General features: G+C 40.1%; 18 protein-coding genes. All 18 read right to left on the minus strand.

Annotated elements, in window-relative coordinates:
* Positions 1-19: 19 nt before the first annotated feature.
* Positions 20-2,227: a chemotaxis protein CheA gene (locus I6F43_RS03280; protein ID WP_007585817.1), complete on the minus strand. Its 2,208-nt coding sequence runs from the start codon at positions 2,225-2,227 to the stop codon at positions 20-22.
* Between the two features lie 15 nt (positions 2,228-2,242).
* Complete coding sequence (locus tag I6F43_RS03285) at positions 2,243-3,016, minus strand: protein phosphatase CheZ (protein WP_007585814.1); 774 nt, start codon at positions 3,014-3,016, stop codon at positions 2,243-2,245.
* 17 nt (positions 3,017-3,033) lie between these two features.
* Positions 3,034-3,417 carry a chemotaxis response regulator CheY gene (gene cheY / locus I6F43_RS03290; RefSeq protein ID WP_008132609.1) on the minus strand — a complete coding sequence of 128 codons (384 nt, stop codon included), beginning with the start codon at positions 3,415-3,417 and terminating at the stop codon, positions 3,034-3,036.
* Positions 3,418-3,457: 40 nt separating this feature from the next.
* Positions 3,458-4,168: an RNA polymerase sigma factor FliA gene (locus tag I6F43_RS03295; protein WP_007585810.1), complete on the minus strand. Its 711-nt coding sequence runs from the start codon at positions 4,166-4,168 to the stop codon at positions 3,458-3,460.
* A 26-nt stretch (positions 4,169-4,194) separates the two neighbouring features.
* Positions 4,195-5,055 carry a MinD/ParA family ATP-binding protein gene (locus I6F43_RS03300; protein WP_007585809.1) on the minus strand — a complete coding sequence of 287 codons (861 nt, stop codon included), beginning with the start codon at positions 5,053-5,055 and terminating at the stop codon, positions 4,195-4,197.
* A complete protein-coding gene (flhF, locus tag I6F43_RS03305; protein ID WP_007585808.1) occupies positions 5,048-6,529 on the minus strand; it encodes a flagellar biosynthesis protein FlhF in 1,482 nt (493 codons plus the stop codon). Before flhF ends, I6F43_RS03300 begins: the two co-directional genes overlap by 8 nt.
* Positions 6,530-6,550: 21 nt before the next feature.
* Positions 6,551-8,662 carry a flagellar biosynthesis protein FlhA gene (gene flhA, locus I6F43_RS03310; protein ID WP_010553901.1) on the minus strand — a complete coding sequence of 704 codons (2,112 nt, stop codon included), beginning with the start codon at positions 8,660-8,662 and terminating at the stop codon, positions 6,551-6,553.
* A gap of 72 nt (positions 8,663-8,734) precedes the next feature.
* The gene (gene flhB, locus I6F43_RS03315; protein ID WP_007585806.1) at positions 8,735-9,865 is read right to left on the minus strand and encodes a flagellar biosynthesis protein FlhB; all 1,131 of its coding nucleotides are present in this window, start codon (positions 9,863-9,865) and stop codon (positions 8,735-8,737) included.
* A gap of 9 nt (positions 9,866-9,874) precedes the next feature.
* Positions 9,875-10,654, minus strand: coding sequence for a flagellar biosynthetic protein FliR (gene fliR, locus I6F43_RS03320; RefSeq protein ID WP_007585805.1), 780 nt, complete (start codon positions 10,652-10,654; stop codon positions 9,875-9,877).
* Positions 10,655-10,656: 2 nt separating this feature from the next.
* Complete coding sequence (gene fliQ / locus I6F43_RS03325) at positions 10,657-10,926, minus strand: flagellar biosynthesis protein FliQ (RefSeq protein WP_002959325.1); 270 nt, start codon at positions 10,924-10,926, stop codon at positions 10,657-10,659.
* A gap of 40 nt (positions 10,927-10,966) precedes the next feature.
* A complete protein-coding gene (gene fliP, locus I6F43_RS03330) occupies positions 10,967-11,707 on the minus strand; it encodes a flagellar type III secretion system pore protein FliP (protein ID WP_007585804.1) in 741 nt (246 codons plus the stop codon).
* A gap of 4 nt (positions 11,708-11,711) precedes the next feature.
* Complete coding sequence (gene fliO / locus I6F43_RS03335; protein ID WP_197100950.1) at positions 11,712-12,095, minus strand: flagellar biosynthetic protein FliO; 384 nt, start codon at positions 12,093-12,095, stop codon at positions 11,712-11,714.
* Entirely contained in the window at positions 12,092-12,490 is a 399-nt protein-coding gene (gene fliN, locus I6F43_RS03340; RefSeq protein WP_007585803.1) for a flagellar motor switch protein FliN, read from the minus strand. The genes fliO and fliN overlap by 4 nt, the downstream gene beginning before the upstream one ends.
* 20 nt (positions 12,491-12,510) lie before the next feature.
* A complete protein-coding gene (fliM, locus tag I6F43_RS03345) occupies positions 12,511-13,602 on the minus strand; it encodes a flagellar motor switch protein FliM (protein ID WP_007585802.1) in 1,092 nt (363 codons plus the stop codon).
* 9 nt (positions 13,603-13,611) lie between these two features.
* On the minus strand, positions 13,612-14,142 hold the full coding sequence (fliL, locus tag I6F43_RS03350) for a flagellar basal body-associated protein FliL (RefSeq protein WP_007585800.1): 531 nt from the start codon (positions 14,140-14,142) through the stop codon (positions 13,612-13,614).
* Between the two features lie 57 nt (positions 14,143-14,199).
* Positions 14,200-16,287 carry a flagellar hook-length control protein FliK gene (locus I6F43_RS03355; protein ID WP_197100952.1) on the minus strand — a complete coding sequence of 696 codons (2,088 nt, stop codon included), beginning with the start codon at positions 16,285-16,287 and terminating at the stop codon, positions 14,200-14,202.
* Between the two features lie 89 nt (positions 16,288-16,376).
* Positions 16,377-16,823 carry a flagellar export protein FliJ gene (gene fliJ / locus I6F43_RS03360; RefSeq protein ID WP_024589948.1) on the minus strand — a complete coding sequence of 149 codons (447 nt, stop codon included), beginning with the start codon at positions 16,821-16,823 and terminating at the stop codon, positions 16,377-16,379.
* Entirely contained in the window at positions 16,823-18,157 is a 1,335-nt protein-coding gene (gene fliI, locus I6F43_RS03365) for a flagellar protein export ATPase FliI (protein ID WP_024589949.1), read from the minus strand. Before fliI ends, fliJ begins: the two co-directional genes overlap by 1 nt.
* Positions 18,158-18,166 lie beyond the last annotated feature (9 nt).

Here is an 18,166-nt window from a genome sequence, read left to right on the forward strand (position 1 = left end):
ATATATACCTACTTTATTATTAGCCTGCGTAATGTTTTAACATGTTTGGAACGTCTAAAATCAGTGCAATGCCACCATCCGAAGTTATTGTAGCACCTGCCATACCTGGTGTTCCTTGAAGTAACGCATCAAGCGGCTTAATCACTACTTCTTCTTGGCCAATTAATGAGTCAACAACAAAACCAATTTGCTGCGTACCAATTTGCACAATAACTACATGGCCTTTTGCTTTTCGCTGTGAACGATCCGAGCCTTTAACTAACCAGTGCTCGAGGTAGAATAACGGTATTGCCTTTTTACGCACAATAATTGTTAATTGCCCATCAACCACATTTGTTTTCGTTAAATCTAAGTTGAATATTTCACTAACACCAGCAAGTGGTAACGCAAATGTTTGTGCGCCAACAATTACCATTAAGGTCGGTAATATAGCTAAGGTAAGTGGTACTTTTATCTCTAAAATGGTACCTACGCCTAACTCAGATTGAATACTTACAGAGCCGTTTAATTGGGTGATTTTAGTTTTCACCACATCCATTCCAACACCACGACCTGAAATATCAGATATCTCTTCTTTTGTAGAAAAGCCAGGTGCAAAAATGAGGTTGTATGCTTCAGTGTCAGAAAGTCGACTCGCTTGATCGTGGTCGAGTACGCCTTTACTAATTGCTATTTTTTTCAGTTTCTCAGCATCCATACCAGCGCCATCATCTTTAATGGTCAACAAAATATGGTCGCCTTCCTGAGACGCAGATAAAGTAACATTACCTGTTCTAGGTTTACCTGCAGCCTCACGAACAGCTGGCATTTCAATACCGTGGTCAACTGAGTTTCGAACTAAATGCACAAGCGGATCGGCTAGTGCTTCCACTAAGTTTTTATCTAAATCGGTTTCTTCACCTACAAGTTGTAAGTCAATGTCTTTGTTTAAGCTGCGTGCTAAATCGCGTACTACGCGAGGGAAACGACCAAATACCTTTTTAATTGGTTGCATTCGTGTTTGCATAACCGCGCCTTGAATATCAGCAGTCACTACATCTAAGTTAGAGATTGCTTTACCCATTGCTTCACTGTCTGAGTTGGTCGCTAAACTAACCAAACGATTTCGCACAAGTACTAACTCACCAACCATATTCATAATTTGGTCAAGTCGTTTTGTATCTACGCGAACTGTCGTCTCTGCTGCTGGTGGCGCTGATTTTTTAGGCGTTGCTGGCGCTGCTTTAGCAACCGGTTTTTCTACCGGTTTAGAAACGGGTGCTTTTACAGGTTCTGGTTTTTTTACAGGCACACTCGCTTTTGCAGCTGGTTTAGCTGGAATATTGGGCTGTTTCACAGCAGGAGTGCTTTCTATTGATTTAGGTGCAGTGCCTTTACCATGAAGTTCATCAAGAAGCGCTTCAAACTCATCATCACTAATTTCATCATCTGATGAATTAGCAGTATTTGACGCTGGTTTAGCTGGTTCTACAGGTGCTTTAACTGCACTACTTTGCTCAGGTGCTTTACTCGCAACCTCACCAAAACTGCCAACTCCATGTAACTCGTCTAATAAGCTGTCAAATTCATCATCAGTAATATCACCATTAAAATCACTACTACTTGCTACTGGCTTTTCAACTGCAGGACCTTGTCCTTTACCGTGTAGTTCATCAAGTAAGTTTTCAAATTCATCTTCAGTGATTTCGTTTATTTCAGCATCACTAACCGAAGGAGTTCCGCTAAACATTTCATCAAATGCAAATGGATCTTCCTCATCAGCTATTGGCGTATCAACTACTTCATCAAGAGGTTGTTCAACGTCAGTTTCTGAAGCGACTCCGTTAAGCTCGGCTTCTGTTGGAGGTAGGCCCAAAATGTGGAGGGTTTGAAGTAACTCAGGATCTGCTGGTTCTGGCTTATCCCTATTTTGGATAGTCGCGAACATTTCATTAATGGTGTCGAGCGCTTGTAAAATAACATCCATTAACTCTGAATTGACCGTTCGCACGCCTTGACGTAGTAAATCAAATACGTTTTCAGCGCCGTGGCAAGCATCAACAAGTTCTGTCATAGCTAAAAAGCCTGCACCACCTTTTACAGTGTGAAAGCCTCTGAATATGGCATTTAGTAACTCGGTATCTTCTGGATTATTTTCCAGTTCAACTAACTGTTCAGATAAAAGCTCTAGGATTTCTCCTGCCTCTACAAGAAAGTCTTGTAAAATATCTTCATCGACTTCAAACATGCAGTTACTCTCCTCTTAGAAGCCCAAACTTGATAAAAGATCATCGACTTCATCTTGATCAGACACAACATCATTACGCGATTCTTTATCAATAATAGGGCCTTCAGGACCTGCTAAAGTTTGTGTGGCAACTGGTTCTTTTATTTTTTGTTGTTCTACTTTATTCGCTGTGTTGTCACTGTCATCTTGTTCAGCAAACGCTGTTAAAAGATGAAGTAAGCTTTCTTCTACTTCTCTAACAAGTTCTATAACACGGCGAATAACTTGACCTGTTAAGTCTTGATAGTCTTGAGCCATTAGTACATTTGTCATTAAGCTTTGAAGCTCATCCGTTTTATGATGAGAGTTATTCATAAACTTATCGATACTATGGCAAAGTTGTTTAAACTCACCAAGCTCAATCTCCCGGCTCATTAAACGATCCCATGTCGGTTTGATATGAGATATTTCATCTGCAAGTTGCTGAGCTATAGGTAAACTAGCCTCAACAGCATCCATTGTTTTATTAGCCGCATTTTCTGTCATTTCTATAACATAATTAAGCCGCTTTTTAGCATCTGGAATCGCATCTGTCGTTATGTTAGTTAAGCGAGTATCAAGCTCAAAGCTTTTAAGTGCTTCGTGCAGTTGACGAGTCAACTTCCCAACTTCAGCAAATAATTTAGACTGCTCTTGCGAAGCTGTCTCTAAAATCAACTGATTAGCTTTATCTTGCTCATCGTTTTCTAAATAAATGACGAGTTGACGAGCTTGTTCTAACGTTATTTGAGGCGCAGCTGGTGCTGACATAAGCCTCTCCCCCATCATTAGCCTAAGCGTTCAAATACTTTTTCTAATTTAGTTTTTAATGTTCCAGCCGTAAATGGCTTAACAATATAACCATTAACGCCAGCTTGCGCTGCAGCTATTATTTGTTCTTTTTTAGCTTCTGCCGTTACCATCAGTACAGGGATATGTTTTAACTTATCATCTGCACGAATTGCTCTTAAAAGGTCAATACCTTGCATTCCCGGCATATTCCAATCTGTAACCACAAAATCAAACACTTGATTTTGTAACATAGGCAAAGCTGTAGACCCGTCATCAGCTTCTTGAACATTAGTGAAACCTAAGTCACGTAATAGGTTTTTTATAATTCGTCTCATCGTTGAAAAATCATCAACTACAAGAATTTTCATGTTTTTATCCAAAACATCCCCCAGTGAGGTATTAACCTTAGTTTACTTACTACTAGTTTATCCAGTCATTGATTTTAGCTTTAAGCTTAATCATCGCCTGACCATGTATCTGACTTACACGCGATTCGCTTACATCGAGTATATGTCCTATTTCTTTTAAATTCATTTCATCGTTATAGTATAAAGAAAGTACCATCGCATCACGCTCTGGTAATGACTTTATTGCATTTAGCAAAGACTCATTAAACCGATCATTTTTAACATTATTAAAAGGTTTGTCTAGCGCTAAATCTTGGCCTACGGGAGTAATAACATCCTCATCTACACCAAGGTCTTCTATGCCTAATACTTTACTGGTATTAACATCATTCAAAATATGATGGTACTCATTGAGTGAAATTTCAAGTTTTTCAGCAACTTCTGTATCTGTTGGTTCGCGATTCAGACTGCTTTCGAGCCCAGTAATTGCCTCTGCAACTTGTCGGCTTTTACGGTGTACTGAACGAGGAGCCCAATCACCACGGCGCATTTCATCAAGCATAGCCCCGCGAATACGAATACCGGCAAAGGTTTCAAAGCTTGCGCCTTTTGTTGCATCAAAGTTTTTTGAAGCTTCTATTAAACCTATCATTCCTGATTGAATTAAATCATCAAGCTGAACGCTAGGTGGTAATCGAGCAATTAGATGACATGCCACTTTTTTAACAAGTGATGCATGTTTCTCAACAATCACATTTAAGTTTTGTGTTGATTGATATCCCATAGCTCTATTCACCAATGTTGTCATAATTAGCCGTTTACTAGTTTCTCAATGAAAAACTCTAAATGCCCAGATGGTTGATTTGGTATTGGCCATTTAACTGCTTTTGTCGCCAGCGCTTTAAACGCGAGAGCGGCTGGCGAACTTGGAAAGAGCTCAACAATCACCTTTTGGCGACGTGTTGCTTTGCGCATATTTTCGTCATAAGGAACCGTTGCTACTAGCTCCATTGAAACATCTAAAAAGCGATCGGTAACTTTAGATAGTTTTGCAAACAATTCAGTGCCTTCACGCATACTGCGGACCATATTGGCAACAATTTTGAACTTATAAACACCGTGCTCGCGGCTTAATACTTTAATAAGTGCGTAAGCATCGGTTATTGATGTTGGTTCATCGCACACTACAACCATTACATCTTGTGCTGCTCGTGAGAAGCTTAGCACCATGTCTGAAATACCAGCGGCTGTATCTACAATTAAAATATCAAATTCGGTATTCAATTCGCTAAATGCACGAATTAGCCCGGCATGCTCAGATGGCGATAGTTCAACCATACTTTGCGAGCCCGATGTAGCGGGTACAATTTTAATACCAGCAGGGCCTTCAACTAAAATCTCGTCAAGCTCACATTCACCTGACAAAACGTGTGATAAATTGCGCTCTACACGTAAACCAAGCATCACATCACAGTTTGCTAAACCTAAGTCAGCATCCAGCACTAATACTCTATTACCTTGTTGCCCTAGTGCAATAGCGGTATTTAGAGAAACATTTGTTTTCCCTACCCCACCTTTACCACCGGTTACAGCGATAACTTTTACGCCGTTGTTATTGTTTTGACTCATTTTGCGCAGGCCGCTTGCTTGATCTAATACTGTGTTAATCATACATCCCTACTGTACTTGGCGCCACTGCTTGGTGCCTTGAATGTTGTGCTTTTGTTCTTTTTAAATATAACTGCTCAGCCTTTTTCACTAGTTTCTCAGCATTTGCAACACGAATATCTTCTGGCACTCGTTGACCGTTAGTAAGATACCCTATTGGAAGGCGATTTTGAATCGCAATACTAATAATCTCACCCAAACTTAATGATTCATCTAACTTAGTGAAAATACAACCACTTAACTGTACTTTTTTAAAGTGACGTACTGTTTCTTGTAATACATTAATTTGTGCCGTCGCGCTTAGTACTAAGTAGCTGCGAATATCCACACGTTGGTTACGCATTAACGTGTTTAACTGCTCAGTCAAACGTAAATCTCGCTGACTCATACCTGCTGTATCAATTAATACTAGACGTTTATTTCGTAAATGATATAAAACTTCAGCTAATTCATTAGCATCTTTAACTTGCTTTACACCACAACCAATAATACGGCCGTAAGTAGCAAGCTGTTCATAAGCACCAATTCTGTATGTATCAGTGGTTATTAAGGCCACTTTATCAGCGCCATATTTTTGTGCACCTAACGCTGCAAGCTTAGCAACTGTTGTTGTTTTACCAACACCTGTTGGACCCACTAACGCATATACACCACCTTGGCGAAGTATTTCATTATTGGTTGTTTGCATTTGATCTTCGACCATCGTTAACAACGCTTTCCAGCCTTGCTTACGAGATACATCATCAGGTACAAAACATGCCATTTGTTGCGCTACTTCTTTATCAATACCCATACCGACTAAGCGGTCAACCATGCAAGCGCGTGTTGGATCGCGACGCGCCATATCTTGCTGCATTAAGCCTGATACTTGATGCTCAAGTAATTGACGAATTGCGTTCATTTCTTCACGCATTGTTGTCATTTCTTCGCTTTCATTATTGGGTGTTTGTTGGCGAGCAGTTACTGGACTATCTAAATCATCAAAGTCGCTGTCTAAATCATCAAAACCCAAGCTATCCGCTTGAGTTTGTGGACGAACTGGCGCTGCATTTTCAGGAGCAAACATATTTTTAGTACGCTGTTCCATAACTGGTTCTTGATAGTTATCGGTAGTATCAATACCAGATTGTGAAAACATTGATGCAAGTTCAGGGGAGCGAGGACGCGGTGATTGGCGCTCTAATAAAGCCTGTAGGCTGTCAGCCACTTTTGCTTGCGGCTCTGGTTTGGCACGCTGAGGCTCTGGTTTTACAAAATTATGCATACTTTGCTGTGGTGCTTGAGCACGCGGCTCTGCAGTACGTTGTGGTTGCGCTGCTACTTTAGGGGCTGCTTTGTCATAATCAACTGCCGCTACAATTTCTACACCGTTAGCCAGCTTCTTATTTGACATAATAACCGCATCAACACCTAGCTCATCTTTAACTTCTTTAAGTGCTGTGCGCATATCTTTAGCAAAAAAACGTTTAATTTTCATGATTCAACCCCTGTTAAAATCTTATTGTTGGCCTACAGAGCTAACAATCTTGATCTGTCTTTCGTCTGGTACCTCTTGATAAGACATCACTCTCAATCCTGGAATGGTGTACTTAACAAAACGAGATAACACAGTGCGTAACATTCCTGACGTTAGCAATATAGAAGGTTCACCGGCCATTTCTTGATTTTGATGCGCTTGTGTCAATGACACTTGAAGTCGCTCTGCAAGTCCAGGCTCAATACCGGCACCTTCATCACCTGCATTTTGTAATGACTGATGCAACATCTGTTCCAACTCAGGTGCCAAGGTTATGACAGGGATTTCTGATGACATACCAACCGCATCTTGAACAATTAACCTACGCAGAGAAATACGCACTGCAGCCGTTAATACATCAGGGTCTTGGCTACGCGGGCCATACTCAACAAGGGTTTGAACAATTGAGCGCATATCGCGAATAGCTACACCTTCATTCAATAAATTTTGCAGTACTTTTACAATTGCAGTTAATGGCAACACGTCAGGTACTAGTCCTTCTACTAAGCGAGGATGGCTTTTAGCAAGCATATCAAGCAGGTTTTGAACTTCTTCATGCCCTAGTAACAACGCCGCACTGTTAGTTAATAACTGGCTAATATGAGTGGCAACTACAGTTGCTGAATCTACAACGGTATAACCTAGTGATTGCGCTTCATCTTTTTGATCAGGCTTGATCCATACTGCATCAAGGCCAAACGCAGGATCTTTGGTTTCAACCCCTTTAATTGGGCCAAATACTTGCCCTGGGTTAATTGCTAGCTCGTCGCCATGTTTAAGTTCGCTTTCACCGGTTGAAACACCCATTAGCGTTATTCTGTAAGCATTAGGGTCAAGCTCTAAATTATCGCGAATATGAACAGGTGGTACTAAAAAACCAAGTTCTTGAGAAAGCTTTTTACGTACACCTTTAATACGATTAAGTAGCTCACCACCTTGAGATTGATCTACCAACGGAATTAATCTGTAACCTACTTCTAGGCCAATTACGTCAACCTGTTGAACATCATCCCAACCAAGTTCTTTTTGCTCTTGTTTATTGGCAATACCTGTTGCAGCGCTTCCGCCACTGGCGGCTTCTTCGGCCTCTGCTGCAGCGGCTTTTAACTTAGTTTGCTGTGTGTAGTAAGCTAAATAACCCAGTAACGCACCTAAACTTAAAAAAGCAAAATGCGGCATACCAGGCACTAAACCCATGATGATCAAAATACCTGAAGCAATAAAGAGTGATTTTTCGTTACCTAGTTGTTTCTTAAATTGGTCACCCATATTGAGCGACTCATTTTGACGTGTTACAACAATCGCGGTACCAATTGAAAGCAGTAAAGAAGGGAGTTGAGCAACTAAACCATCACCAATGGTAAGTAATGTATATACTTCCATTGCGTTGCCAAAACTCAAATTATGTTGAATCATACCGACAAATAAACCACCAACAATATTGATGATTAATATAACAATACCTGCAATGGCATCGCCTTTTACAAATTTACTCGCACCATCCATTGAGCCGTAAAAATCAGCTTCGCGAGTTACTTCCTCGCGGCGATCACGCGCTTGCTCAGCACTGATAAAACCAGCGTTTAAATCGGCGTCAATTGCCATTTGTTTACCCGGCATTGCATCAAGGGTGAAACGTGCAGATACCTCAGAAATACGCCCAGCACCTTTAGTAATTACCACAAAGTTAATAATGATCAGAATTAAGAATACGACTAAACCAACAGCGTAGTTACCACCAATAACAACTGAGCCAAACGCTTCAATTACTTTACCGGCAGAATCACCACCATTATGACCTTCAAGTAATACAACTCGAGTGCTGGCAACATTAAGCGCTAAGCGCATAATCGTAGCGATTAGTAATACAGAGGGGAATATACCAAACTCAACCGGCTTCATCGTGTAAACAGTCACGAGTAAAACCACTAGTGCGAGGGCAATATTAAACGAGAAAAGAATATCGAGTAAAAATGGCGGTAACGGTAAAATCACCATTCCCAAGGCAGCAAGCACAAGCAAAGGAGTACCTACCCCTTTGGCATAGTCTTTTTTGTCTCTGTTAAGTTGTTGTAATACCGCTTTAAAACTCATAATTCTACAATTTCAAAAAATTGACACTACGTAGAATTAGCAATAACTATTCCAAGTTACTAAGTTAACGGTTTAATACTTGTAGGCATCGGGGATTGGGAGCTTGTTATTGAGCTTAGTTGGACGTTTACCGCGCCCTTTATTAAAGCGCTTAAGCTGAAATACATACGCTAAAACTTGCGCTACAGCAGTAAATAGCTGATCGGGTATTTGCTCTCCTACTTCAGCCGTATGGTAAAGCGCTCGGGTCAGCATAGGGGATTCTAAAATAGGTACTTCGTTCCCTATTGCTACTTTTCTAATTTGCATCGCCATTTCATCAATACCTTTAGCAAGTACTATGGGCGCACCTGCGCGCTCTGTATCGTATTTCAATGCTACAGAGTAGTGAGTTGGGTTGGTAACAATAACATCAGCGTCAGGGACATCTTGCATCATACGATTTTGCGACATTTGCCTTTGTGTTTGCCTAATACGCGCTTTTATTTGTGGGTCACCTTCAGAGTTTTTATACTCATCTTTAATCTCTTGCATTGTCATTTTAAGTTGTTTGTTATGGTTATAACTTTGAAATGGTGCATCAATAGCCGCAATAATAATTAAAGTGCATGAAAGGCCTAAAAACATCCAGCCTAAAATCTCTAAGGCATGAATAATATTACCTGGTGCACTTTCTAAACTTAAATGCAGTATTTCATCAAAATAGGTATTAATTAAAAATATAGCAAAACTTGCAACCAAACCAAATTTTAAAAGTGACTTTACAAGCTCAATAGCCGCTTGCGGGCCAAACATACGTTTAAAGCCTTTCATTGGCGACATTTTACTTGCTTTAGGTGCAGCGGCTTCCCAGCTAAAATTAAAACCACCTAGTAACGTATTACCAATAAATGCAGCCAAAACTATAATTAATACAAACATAGCCATAGGAAACATTAAAGCGTCTGCAACCTCTCCCCATACGGCAAACATTTTAGTAGTATCAAAGGCTTCGTTGCGATTTAAGCTAAGGGTTCGGCCCATTACATTGTATAAACCTTTGCCAATTTCTGGCCCATACATCAAAAGCGATATAGCCGAAAAAATAAGTACAAACATGGTACCTAGCTCTTTTGAGCGCGCTATTTGGCCTTTCTTTTTAGATTCTTCAAGTTTTTTGGATGTGGGTTCTTCTGTTTTTTCTTGTCCTGAGTCTTCAGACATGACTTTCTCCTAAGGTGAACAACCAACTAAAGTACACATTAGCTCAACCATTTTTAACCATTGAAACTCAAACTGAGTAACAAAGTTACCTAGTGTCGCCCAAATAATAATAAGTCCCGCTACCAAGGTAAAAGGAAAACCAATAGAGAAAATATTTAATTGCGGTGCTGCACGCGTCATAATACCAAACGACATATTAATAACTAGCATCGCGGTAAGCGGTGCAAGTGAGAGTACCAGTGCTGTAGTAAACATCCAGCCACCCCAGGTCACTATGTCCCAGTAATGATCTACAGACCACCATGTGCCATCAATGGGTAGCACTTGAAAACTATGCACCACCATTTGAATCATCATTAAATGACCGTTAAAAGCAAAAAATAATAGGGTGGCCAAAATAAGGAAAAACTGGCCCACAGCAGGCACACTCGCACCATTAGAAGGGTCAATAACCGAAGCAAAACCTAAACCGGTTTGCATCGCGAGTATTTGCCCTGCTAACACAAAAGTATTTAATAAAAGTATAGATGCAAAACCAATAGCAACACCAATCAGCATTTGTTGAATAACGACTAAAATCATCTCAAACGAAAATAAATTAGTGAATGTAGCTGGGGGCAGAACAGGAACTACAACAAAAGTTACAACAACCGATAAACCCATTTTTATACGTGTAGGAACATTTTTAGCCCCCAAACCAGCCATAATCATAATCATTGAGCTAATGCGTACCAGCGGCAACAAAAAATCGCTCAACCATTGAATAACGACAGCAAAGGGGTATTCCACGTTTAACCTGCAATTTCAGGAATAAGTAATACTAGGCGAGTAAAAAAGTCCATTAGCTCTTGAGTAAGCCAATGCCCACCCACAATAAGCGCACTAATGGTAATTAATAAACGAGGTAAAAAGCTCAATGTTTGTTCATTGATAGACGTTGCGGCCTGAAACACAGCCACAACTAAACCAATAATTAAGCCTGGGACTACAATTGCAGACACCAGCTTAATAACTAAAAAAAGAGCGTCACTTAGGATATCAACAAAAATTTCCGGTTCCATGTTGTACTCCTATTGTTGGGTCATGTTAATGCTTTGCATACTAAGTCCCTAAACCAAAGCTTTTGGCTAGAGTCCCCATCACTAAGCTCCAGCCGTCTACAAGTACAAATAACATAATTTTAAACGGTAAGGACACAATCATGGGTGAAAGCATCATCATACCCATCGCCATTAATACCGAGGCGACCACTAAATCAACAATTAAAAATGGGATAAAAAACATAAACCCTATTATAAATGCGGTTTGCAATTCGCTGGTTACAAAGGCGGGTATAAGCACTATTAACGGTGTGTCTTGTGGCGAATCTAGCTGATCATAACCGGCAATTTTAGCAAACGTTTCTAAATCTTTTAAACGCACTTGTGAAAGCATAAAGGCTTTCATTGGCTCTTTAGCAAGCTCTAATGCCTGTACTGAAGTAACCTGCTCATTTAAGTAAGGCTCTATAGCTCGCTCGTTTACCTGCTGATAAATAGGCGACATTATAAAAATACTTAGAAAAAGCGACATACCTAATAACACTTGATTTGACGGTGTTTGCTGCAAACCAATTGCTTGGCGCAAAATGGCGAGTACAACAATTATTCGTGTAAAGGAAGTCATCATAATTATGGCAGCCGGTATAAAACTCAGCGCCGTCATAATTGCTAAAACTTGTAACGTTACTGAGTAATCCTGTGTGCCATCAGCGTTTGTTGTAATAGTAAGCGCATCAATTCCTTCTGCGCTTACACTTGGTACAAACACCATGGCAAAAATAATAAGCAGCCACTTTGTCATAGGTTTAATTCTTTTTATTTTGGTTTGATTGCGGGTTTAAAAGTTTACCAAATCGTTTAGCGAGTTCAGGTAGTTCTTTTTCACTTAATGGGGTTTCTAACTTGTGTAAGTAATTAATACTGTGGGGAGTTACACCAAGTAAATGCTGAGTATTATCTATCTCTACAACCATTAAACGCTCGCGAGAACCCAAAGGTAGACTTCTGACTACTTTAAATTCATCGCTGTTTGCTAAATTTGGATTAAGCTTTTTAACAAAAAATGCCAGCACAATAATCAGTACTAGCACCATTACAAGCGACAGCACCATAGAGAGTATATCTCCAGTGGGTGTTGCCACATCTGCTTTTGAAAAAACGGAACTCGTTAAAGCAACTAATAAGCTCATCGTAGTTTTTTGATCCGCTCTACTTGGCTTATCACGTCAGTTAAGCGAATACCAAACTTGTCGTTTACTACAACTACTTCACCATGGGCTATCAAAGTACCATTAACTAACACGTCTAGCGGCTCGCCCGCAACACGGTCAAGCTCAACAACAGAGCCTTGGTTAAGTTGCAATAAGTTACGAATATTAATTTTAGAGCGTCCTACTTCCATTGAAATAGTAACGGGGATATCTAAAATAGTGTCGAGTTTTCGTTTTTCATCGCCACTCATTTCGTGTTTTGAATCACTTAACTCATCAAGCTCTGCAACATGTGCTTCGCTACTATCATCTGGAGCTTCGGCTTCTGCTAATGCTGCTGCCCATTCATCCATTGTGTCTTGATCATCGCTCATACTTTTAACCTTTTAATCAATTACCAGTCTAAGTCTACACCGTCAGAGAGGTGTAAATCATCTTCTAGTTCTGCTAATTCTGCATCTGAGTCAATTTTCTTGCCGCCTTTGGTAAATACATGCAGCTCAGATTTAACTGAATCAGGTCGTTTAATTTTTTCACTAATTTGAAGCGCAACATTATCGCGAGAGCGACCCATTTTGGCTCTAAATGTAGGTAGTTCTTCAACAAACACGGTTATATGCTCAGGCATTTCAACCGGAATAATATCACCGGCTTTGAGTTCCATAATTTGTTTTAAGGTTAAATCAACTTCAAGTAACTGAGTTGATATTTCAACCTCTACATCCATTATTTCATCGCGAAGCGCTTTGCTCCAACGTAAATCAGTATCTTCAGTATCAGACTGAACACCCGCATCTAACAGCTCTCGAATTGGCTCAAGCATTGAATACGGAAGTGCAATATGAAAATCGCCACCGCCGCCATCGAGCTCAATATGGAAAGAACTAATAACCACAACCTCAGTTGGGCTTACAATATTAGCCATAGCTGGATTTACTTCAGAATCGAGGTATTCAAACGATACATCCATAACCGGTGCCCAAGCTTCTTTATAATCTTCAAAGATTATTTTAAGGAGCATTTGTACAATTCGGCGCTCTGTTGGAGTAAATTCTCGGCCTTCTATTTTTGCATGATAACGCCCGTCACCACCAAAAAAGTTATCTACCAATATAAACACAAGTCGTGCTTCCATGGTAATCAGGCCAGTGCCTTTTAAAGGTCTAAAACGCACCATATTTAAACTGGTTGGAACAAATAAAGTATGAATATACTCGCCAAACTTAATCATTTGCACGCCGTTAATAGACACCTCTGCGGTGCGGCGCATCATGTTAAATAGGCTAATTCGCATGTGACGAGCAAAGCGTTCATTAACAATTTCCAGCGTCGGCATACGACCACGCACGATCCGATCTTGCGAAGAAAAATCGTACTGAAGCGTACTTCCCCCGCCATCTTCACCTTCGTGTATATCTTCCTCTTCAACGTCATCAACGCCATGTAATAGCGCATCAATTTCGTCTTGGGATAATAAATCGCTCACGCTAACCCCTTATTGCATCACAAAGCCGGTAAACAATACCCGCTCAATTACTTTGCTGCCTTCAACATCCATTAAGGCTTTTTGTACCTTTTCAAGTGCAGAAAAACGAAGTGTTTCTTTACCAGAGCTCGTACTTAACTCATCAGCAGTTGTAGTAGAAAACACGCTTAGTAGCGTCCCTTCTATTAGTGGAATGTGTTTTTTGGCTGTTTCTTCATTTACTTCGCCACGCACTAGTAACTGTACTTTAATTTGCACAATTCTGTCGCGACTTGAACCGGGCACGTTAAATACAAATGGGCGTGGCATTGACACATATAAAGCACTGCCTATTTCAGCTGAATCACCAACTGCAGCAGAAGGAGCATCTGCTGACATCGCAGTCTCTTCATCTAAGGTTTCAACTGGCGCATCCGAACCCGACATAAAAAAGTAACCTGCAGCACCGCCTACAATAAGTAGTACAGCTACTATGATTATTATTAGTTTCTTTTTGCTTTTACCGGTTTCTTCAATTTCTAAACTTGTTTCTTCAGCCATCATGATTCCTTTAATCGCAAAGGTACTTGCTTGTTTTAGTTATTATAATAGCAGCACTTAGGCATAGTAATCTATTGATGATGAAGTTTGTTGTCGAGAACTTTGTGCAGTGTTATTTGCTTGCTCGTCGTTTTCATCATTAACTGACTTATTATTAGCCATATTACCTTGGGGTCCACTCTCACTTTGCTCGGCAGTTTCACCACCTGATTGCCCATAAGAAATAGTACTTTCACCAAGCTCTAAACCTTGTTGCGCTAACATTTCACGTAAGCGCGGCATTGATTGCTCAAGCGCTTCTTTGGCTTGCTGGTTTTGTACTACAAAGTTTATATGTGCTTGTTCTGCATCGCTACGAATACGTATTTGCATACTGCCCATTTCGGGAGGATCTAGGCGAATTTCTGCTTCTTTGTTATTAATGCTCAACATTGAACTAACGCGCTCTTGCAGTAATTTAGCTGCATCACTTTTAACAATATTAATTGCCTGCATTACACCAGGATCAATACTTACTTGCTTAACTTGCGATGTACTTTGTAATTGTTGAGTTTGTATTATTTGGGTATCAAGTAAGCTCTGCTCATAACTTAATGAGTCGTATTGGCTTAATGTGCTCACTTGCTGAGTATTTAAAGCAGCTGTAATTTGCGTAAATATTTGTGCTACGCGTGCAGGTGTTTGTTCTGCAGTTATTTTTTTAAGGCCATCTTTTTGTAATTCTTCAAGTGATTTTAATAAATCATCACGCTTAGTTGAGGTTGTTACGGCTTTATTTAAATCAGCCTCTTCGTTTGTTGATGTCTTTAAGCTTAACTTTTGTGGATTATATACTGTGTTAGGAGTTTCTGACGCTACAAACGTTTTTGAGTCTGTCTTAGCGGTATCGGCAAGTCCTATTTCAATTGAAGCTTTTAATTCATTAACTGTTTGCTTAAGCACTGCCAATTGCTCGCCTTTAGGCTGCTCTGTTTTAATATAAGCGTTTAATTGCGTTAATAAGCTTTGTTTTTCAGTTGTATTAAGTGAATTGATTTCTGCGCTAAAAGATTGTTTTGTGCTCGTGCTCTGCGTTTTTTCGTTATCAGTAATAAATTGCGCAAGCATTTGCTTAAGATTTGAAGTGCTACTAGTTGCGTTACTGGTTGAATCAGTATTTTCTAATACCTTAACTTGCGCGTTAAGTTGTGAGCGCTGCTCAGGCGTTAAACTAGCAATAACATCATTAGCTTTAATTAAGCTCGCATCTTTAGTCATTAACGTATCTATTGCTGCATTATTATCAGCTTCAGTTGCGGCTGAAGAAGACTGAGTAACGCCCGCTTTGTCGGTGAGTGTTGGCAAAACTATATTATTTTCATCAGCAGACTTATTTTGTCCTATTTGCTCTTTAGAACTCATTAAGGTTGAGGCAACTTCAGGTTTTTCTAATATAGGGCCAATGCTGTCATCGGGCTTTTTATTTATAGAATTTAATGGCCCTTCAATAGCTTCAGCAACACCACTTTTACGATGCTTGCCTTCATTTAATGGTAACGAATTCAAAGATGGTGAGCTAAAGTTATCGCTTTTTGAATCAGTTAATTTAGCCGTTTTAGAGTCTACATTAGTGGCAATTGGATTTTGCACTACACTGGCTGTATTCGCTTCTTTAGCCGATACTTCATCACTTGTATTAGTGGATGCAATTATTGGTGTGCTTTGTAATTCTGAATTCTCTATTTCTGTGTTTTCTATTTCGGTATTCTCTGCTTGTGTAGCTTCTAGCTCTGCATTTTCTGATTCTAAACTGTTAGTTGCATCGAACGGCTTATTGACCGAAGTGCTCATTGCTTGTGCTGAATTAATTTGATCAAGCATCTCAACAGACACAAAAGTAACTTCGTCTGTTGTTACTTCATCTAGCTTTACGCTCAGATTTTCATTTTCTTCTGGCTGTTTATGCTTAGGTATGGCAATCGAATTTTCGGCATCGGGATTTTTATTGCCTTTAAGCAATGGCTCCATAGAGTTATGCGCTTCGTTTAGCTGACTTAAAAATTCATCGCCTAAATTTTCTTCGCCATTAGCTAAGCTATTGTCTTTAAAAGCTAACAGTGAATCTTTTTCAGAAGAAACTAAAAACGAAATGTTATTCATCGCCATAAATCACCTAATACCATTACGGCAATATGCCACCGCATACCGCCAAAAGTTGAATTCCACTAAGTAACAAAGCAATTAACGTGCCTGAATTACAAAGCTTTACGACGTTGAAAAAACTGATTAGCTGAAAACTCATCTAACATTTTTTGCTCATTTTTTGCCATTAACGCATTTGCTTTAAGTTTTTGATTTTCGATTAATTTGGCAACTGCTTTAGCTTTAATTTGCTGCTTAAGCCATAGAGTTTTGCGTTGAGTAACAACTTGCTTAGCGGTATTTACGGTACTTGCTTGTTGGCGAATTGCCTCTTCAATTTTAGCTATAAAAGCATGGTACTGACCAAACCCTGCACTAGATAAACCCGACTTACCTTTTAGGTGTAACTGCTGAGAGTATTCAAGTCTAAAATTGTTTAAACCTTGTAACTTTTGTTGATTCGATTGCAAGTTTTGATTAGCTTGTAAGTAACTCATGCGCAAATTTTCTTCTTTATCATTTTCAATTTTGAGCAATAAATCGAGTTTGTTTTTAGCCATTATGCTTGTCCTAGTAACTGAGCAAGACCTTGCAGACCATCATCGTAACTAATGACATCTCGCATACCTTGTTGTAAAAATGCATTCACTCTTGGCATCATATTTATAGCTTGGTCGAGCATTTGATCGGTCCCTTTTTGATAAGCGCCTAACGTAATCATGTCTTTGTTTTGTTGATACATTGAATACACTTGTTTAAGCACTCGGGCTTGTTGCATATGCGGCTCAGAAACAACTTGAGGCATAACACGCGAAATCGACTTTTCTATATCTATAGCAGGATAGTGCCCACTGTCAGCTAAATCACGCGATAGTACAATGTGGCCATCTAATATAGCTCGCGCTGCATCAGCAATAGGGTCTTGCATATCATCGCCTTCACTCAACACCGTAAAAAAGCCAGTAATTGAACCTTGCCCTTCACCGCCATTACCAGCACGCTCCACCAGCGCAGGTAATTTAGCAAACACCGAAGGCGGATAACCCTTTGTAGCGGGCGGCTCGCCAACAGCAAGTGCAATTTCACGTTGTGCCATTGCATAACGTGTTACCGAATCGAGTAACAATAATACGTTTAAACCCTGATCTCTAAAATACTCTGCAATAGTTACGGCGCTCTCACAGCCTTTTAAACGCATAAGTGGTGATGAATCAGCAGGCGCTGCGACAACAACTGAACGTTTGCGCCCTTCTACACCGAGTATTTCTTCAATAAATTCTTTTACTTCGCGGCCACGCTCCCCCACTAAGCCAACAACAATGACATCGGCTTCGCTACCTCGGGTCATCATACCGAGAAGTACTGATTTACCCACACCAGAGCCTGCAAATAAGCCCATACGCTGGCCTTGCCCTACTGTGATAACCGAGTTAATAGCACGTACACCTACATCCATAGGCTTAGTGATTGGTCTTCTTGAAAGCGGGTTTATAGTATTTTGCGCAAACTTTAAATGATGCTCAGCATTAATTTTACCTAAGCCATCTAGCGGTCGCCCTAAACCATCCACCACGCGGCCTAATAAACTCATCCCTACAGGCAAACCTAAATTATTTACTTGAGGAATAACACGCGCACCAGGTAATACACCAGAGATGTGGTCGTTAGGCATTAAGTACAAAGTTTGATCGTTAAAACCGACTATTTCAGCGTCTACAAAGCCGTTCATAGTTTCTATTTTACATTGGCTACCAACGGGTGCACGTAAGCCTCTAGCCTCAAGAGTAAGGCCAACAACACGCGTTAAGATACCTGCCACAGCAGGCGCCGGGGTTTTAATATGTTGTTGATATTGAGATAAGCGTTCGCTTAAAGGTGCACGTTGAGTTGACATAACACGCCA

The organism is Pseudoalteromonas sp. NZS71_1, assembly GCF_015864305.1.
Lineage (GTDB): Bacteria > Pseudomonadota > Gammaproteobacteria > Enterobacterales > Alteromonadaceae > Pseudoalteromonas > Pseudoalteromonas arctica.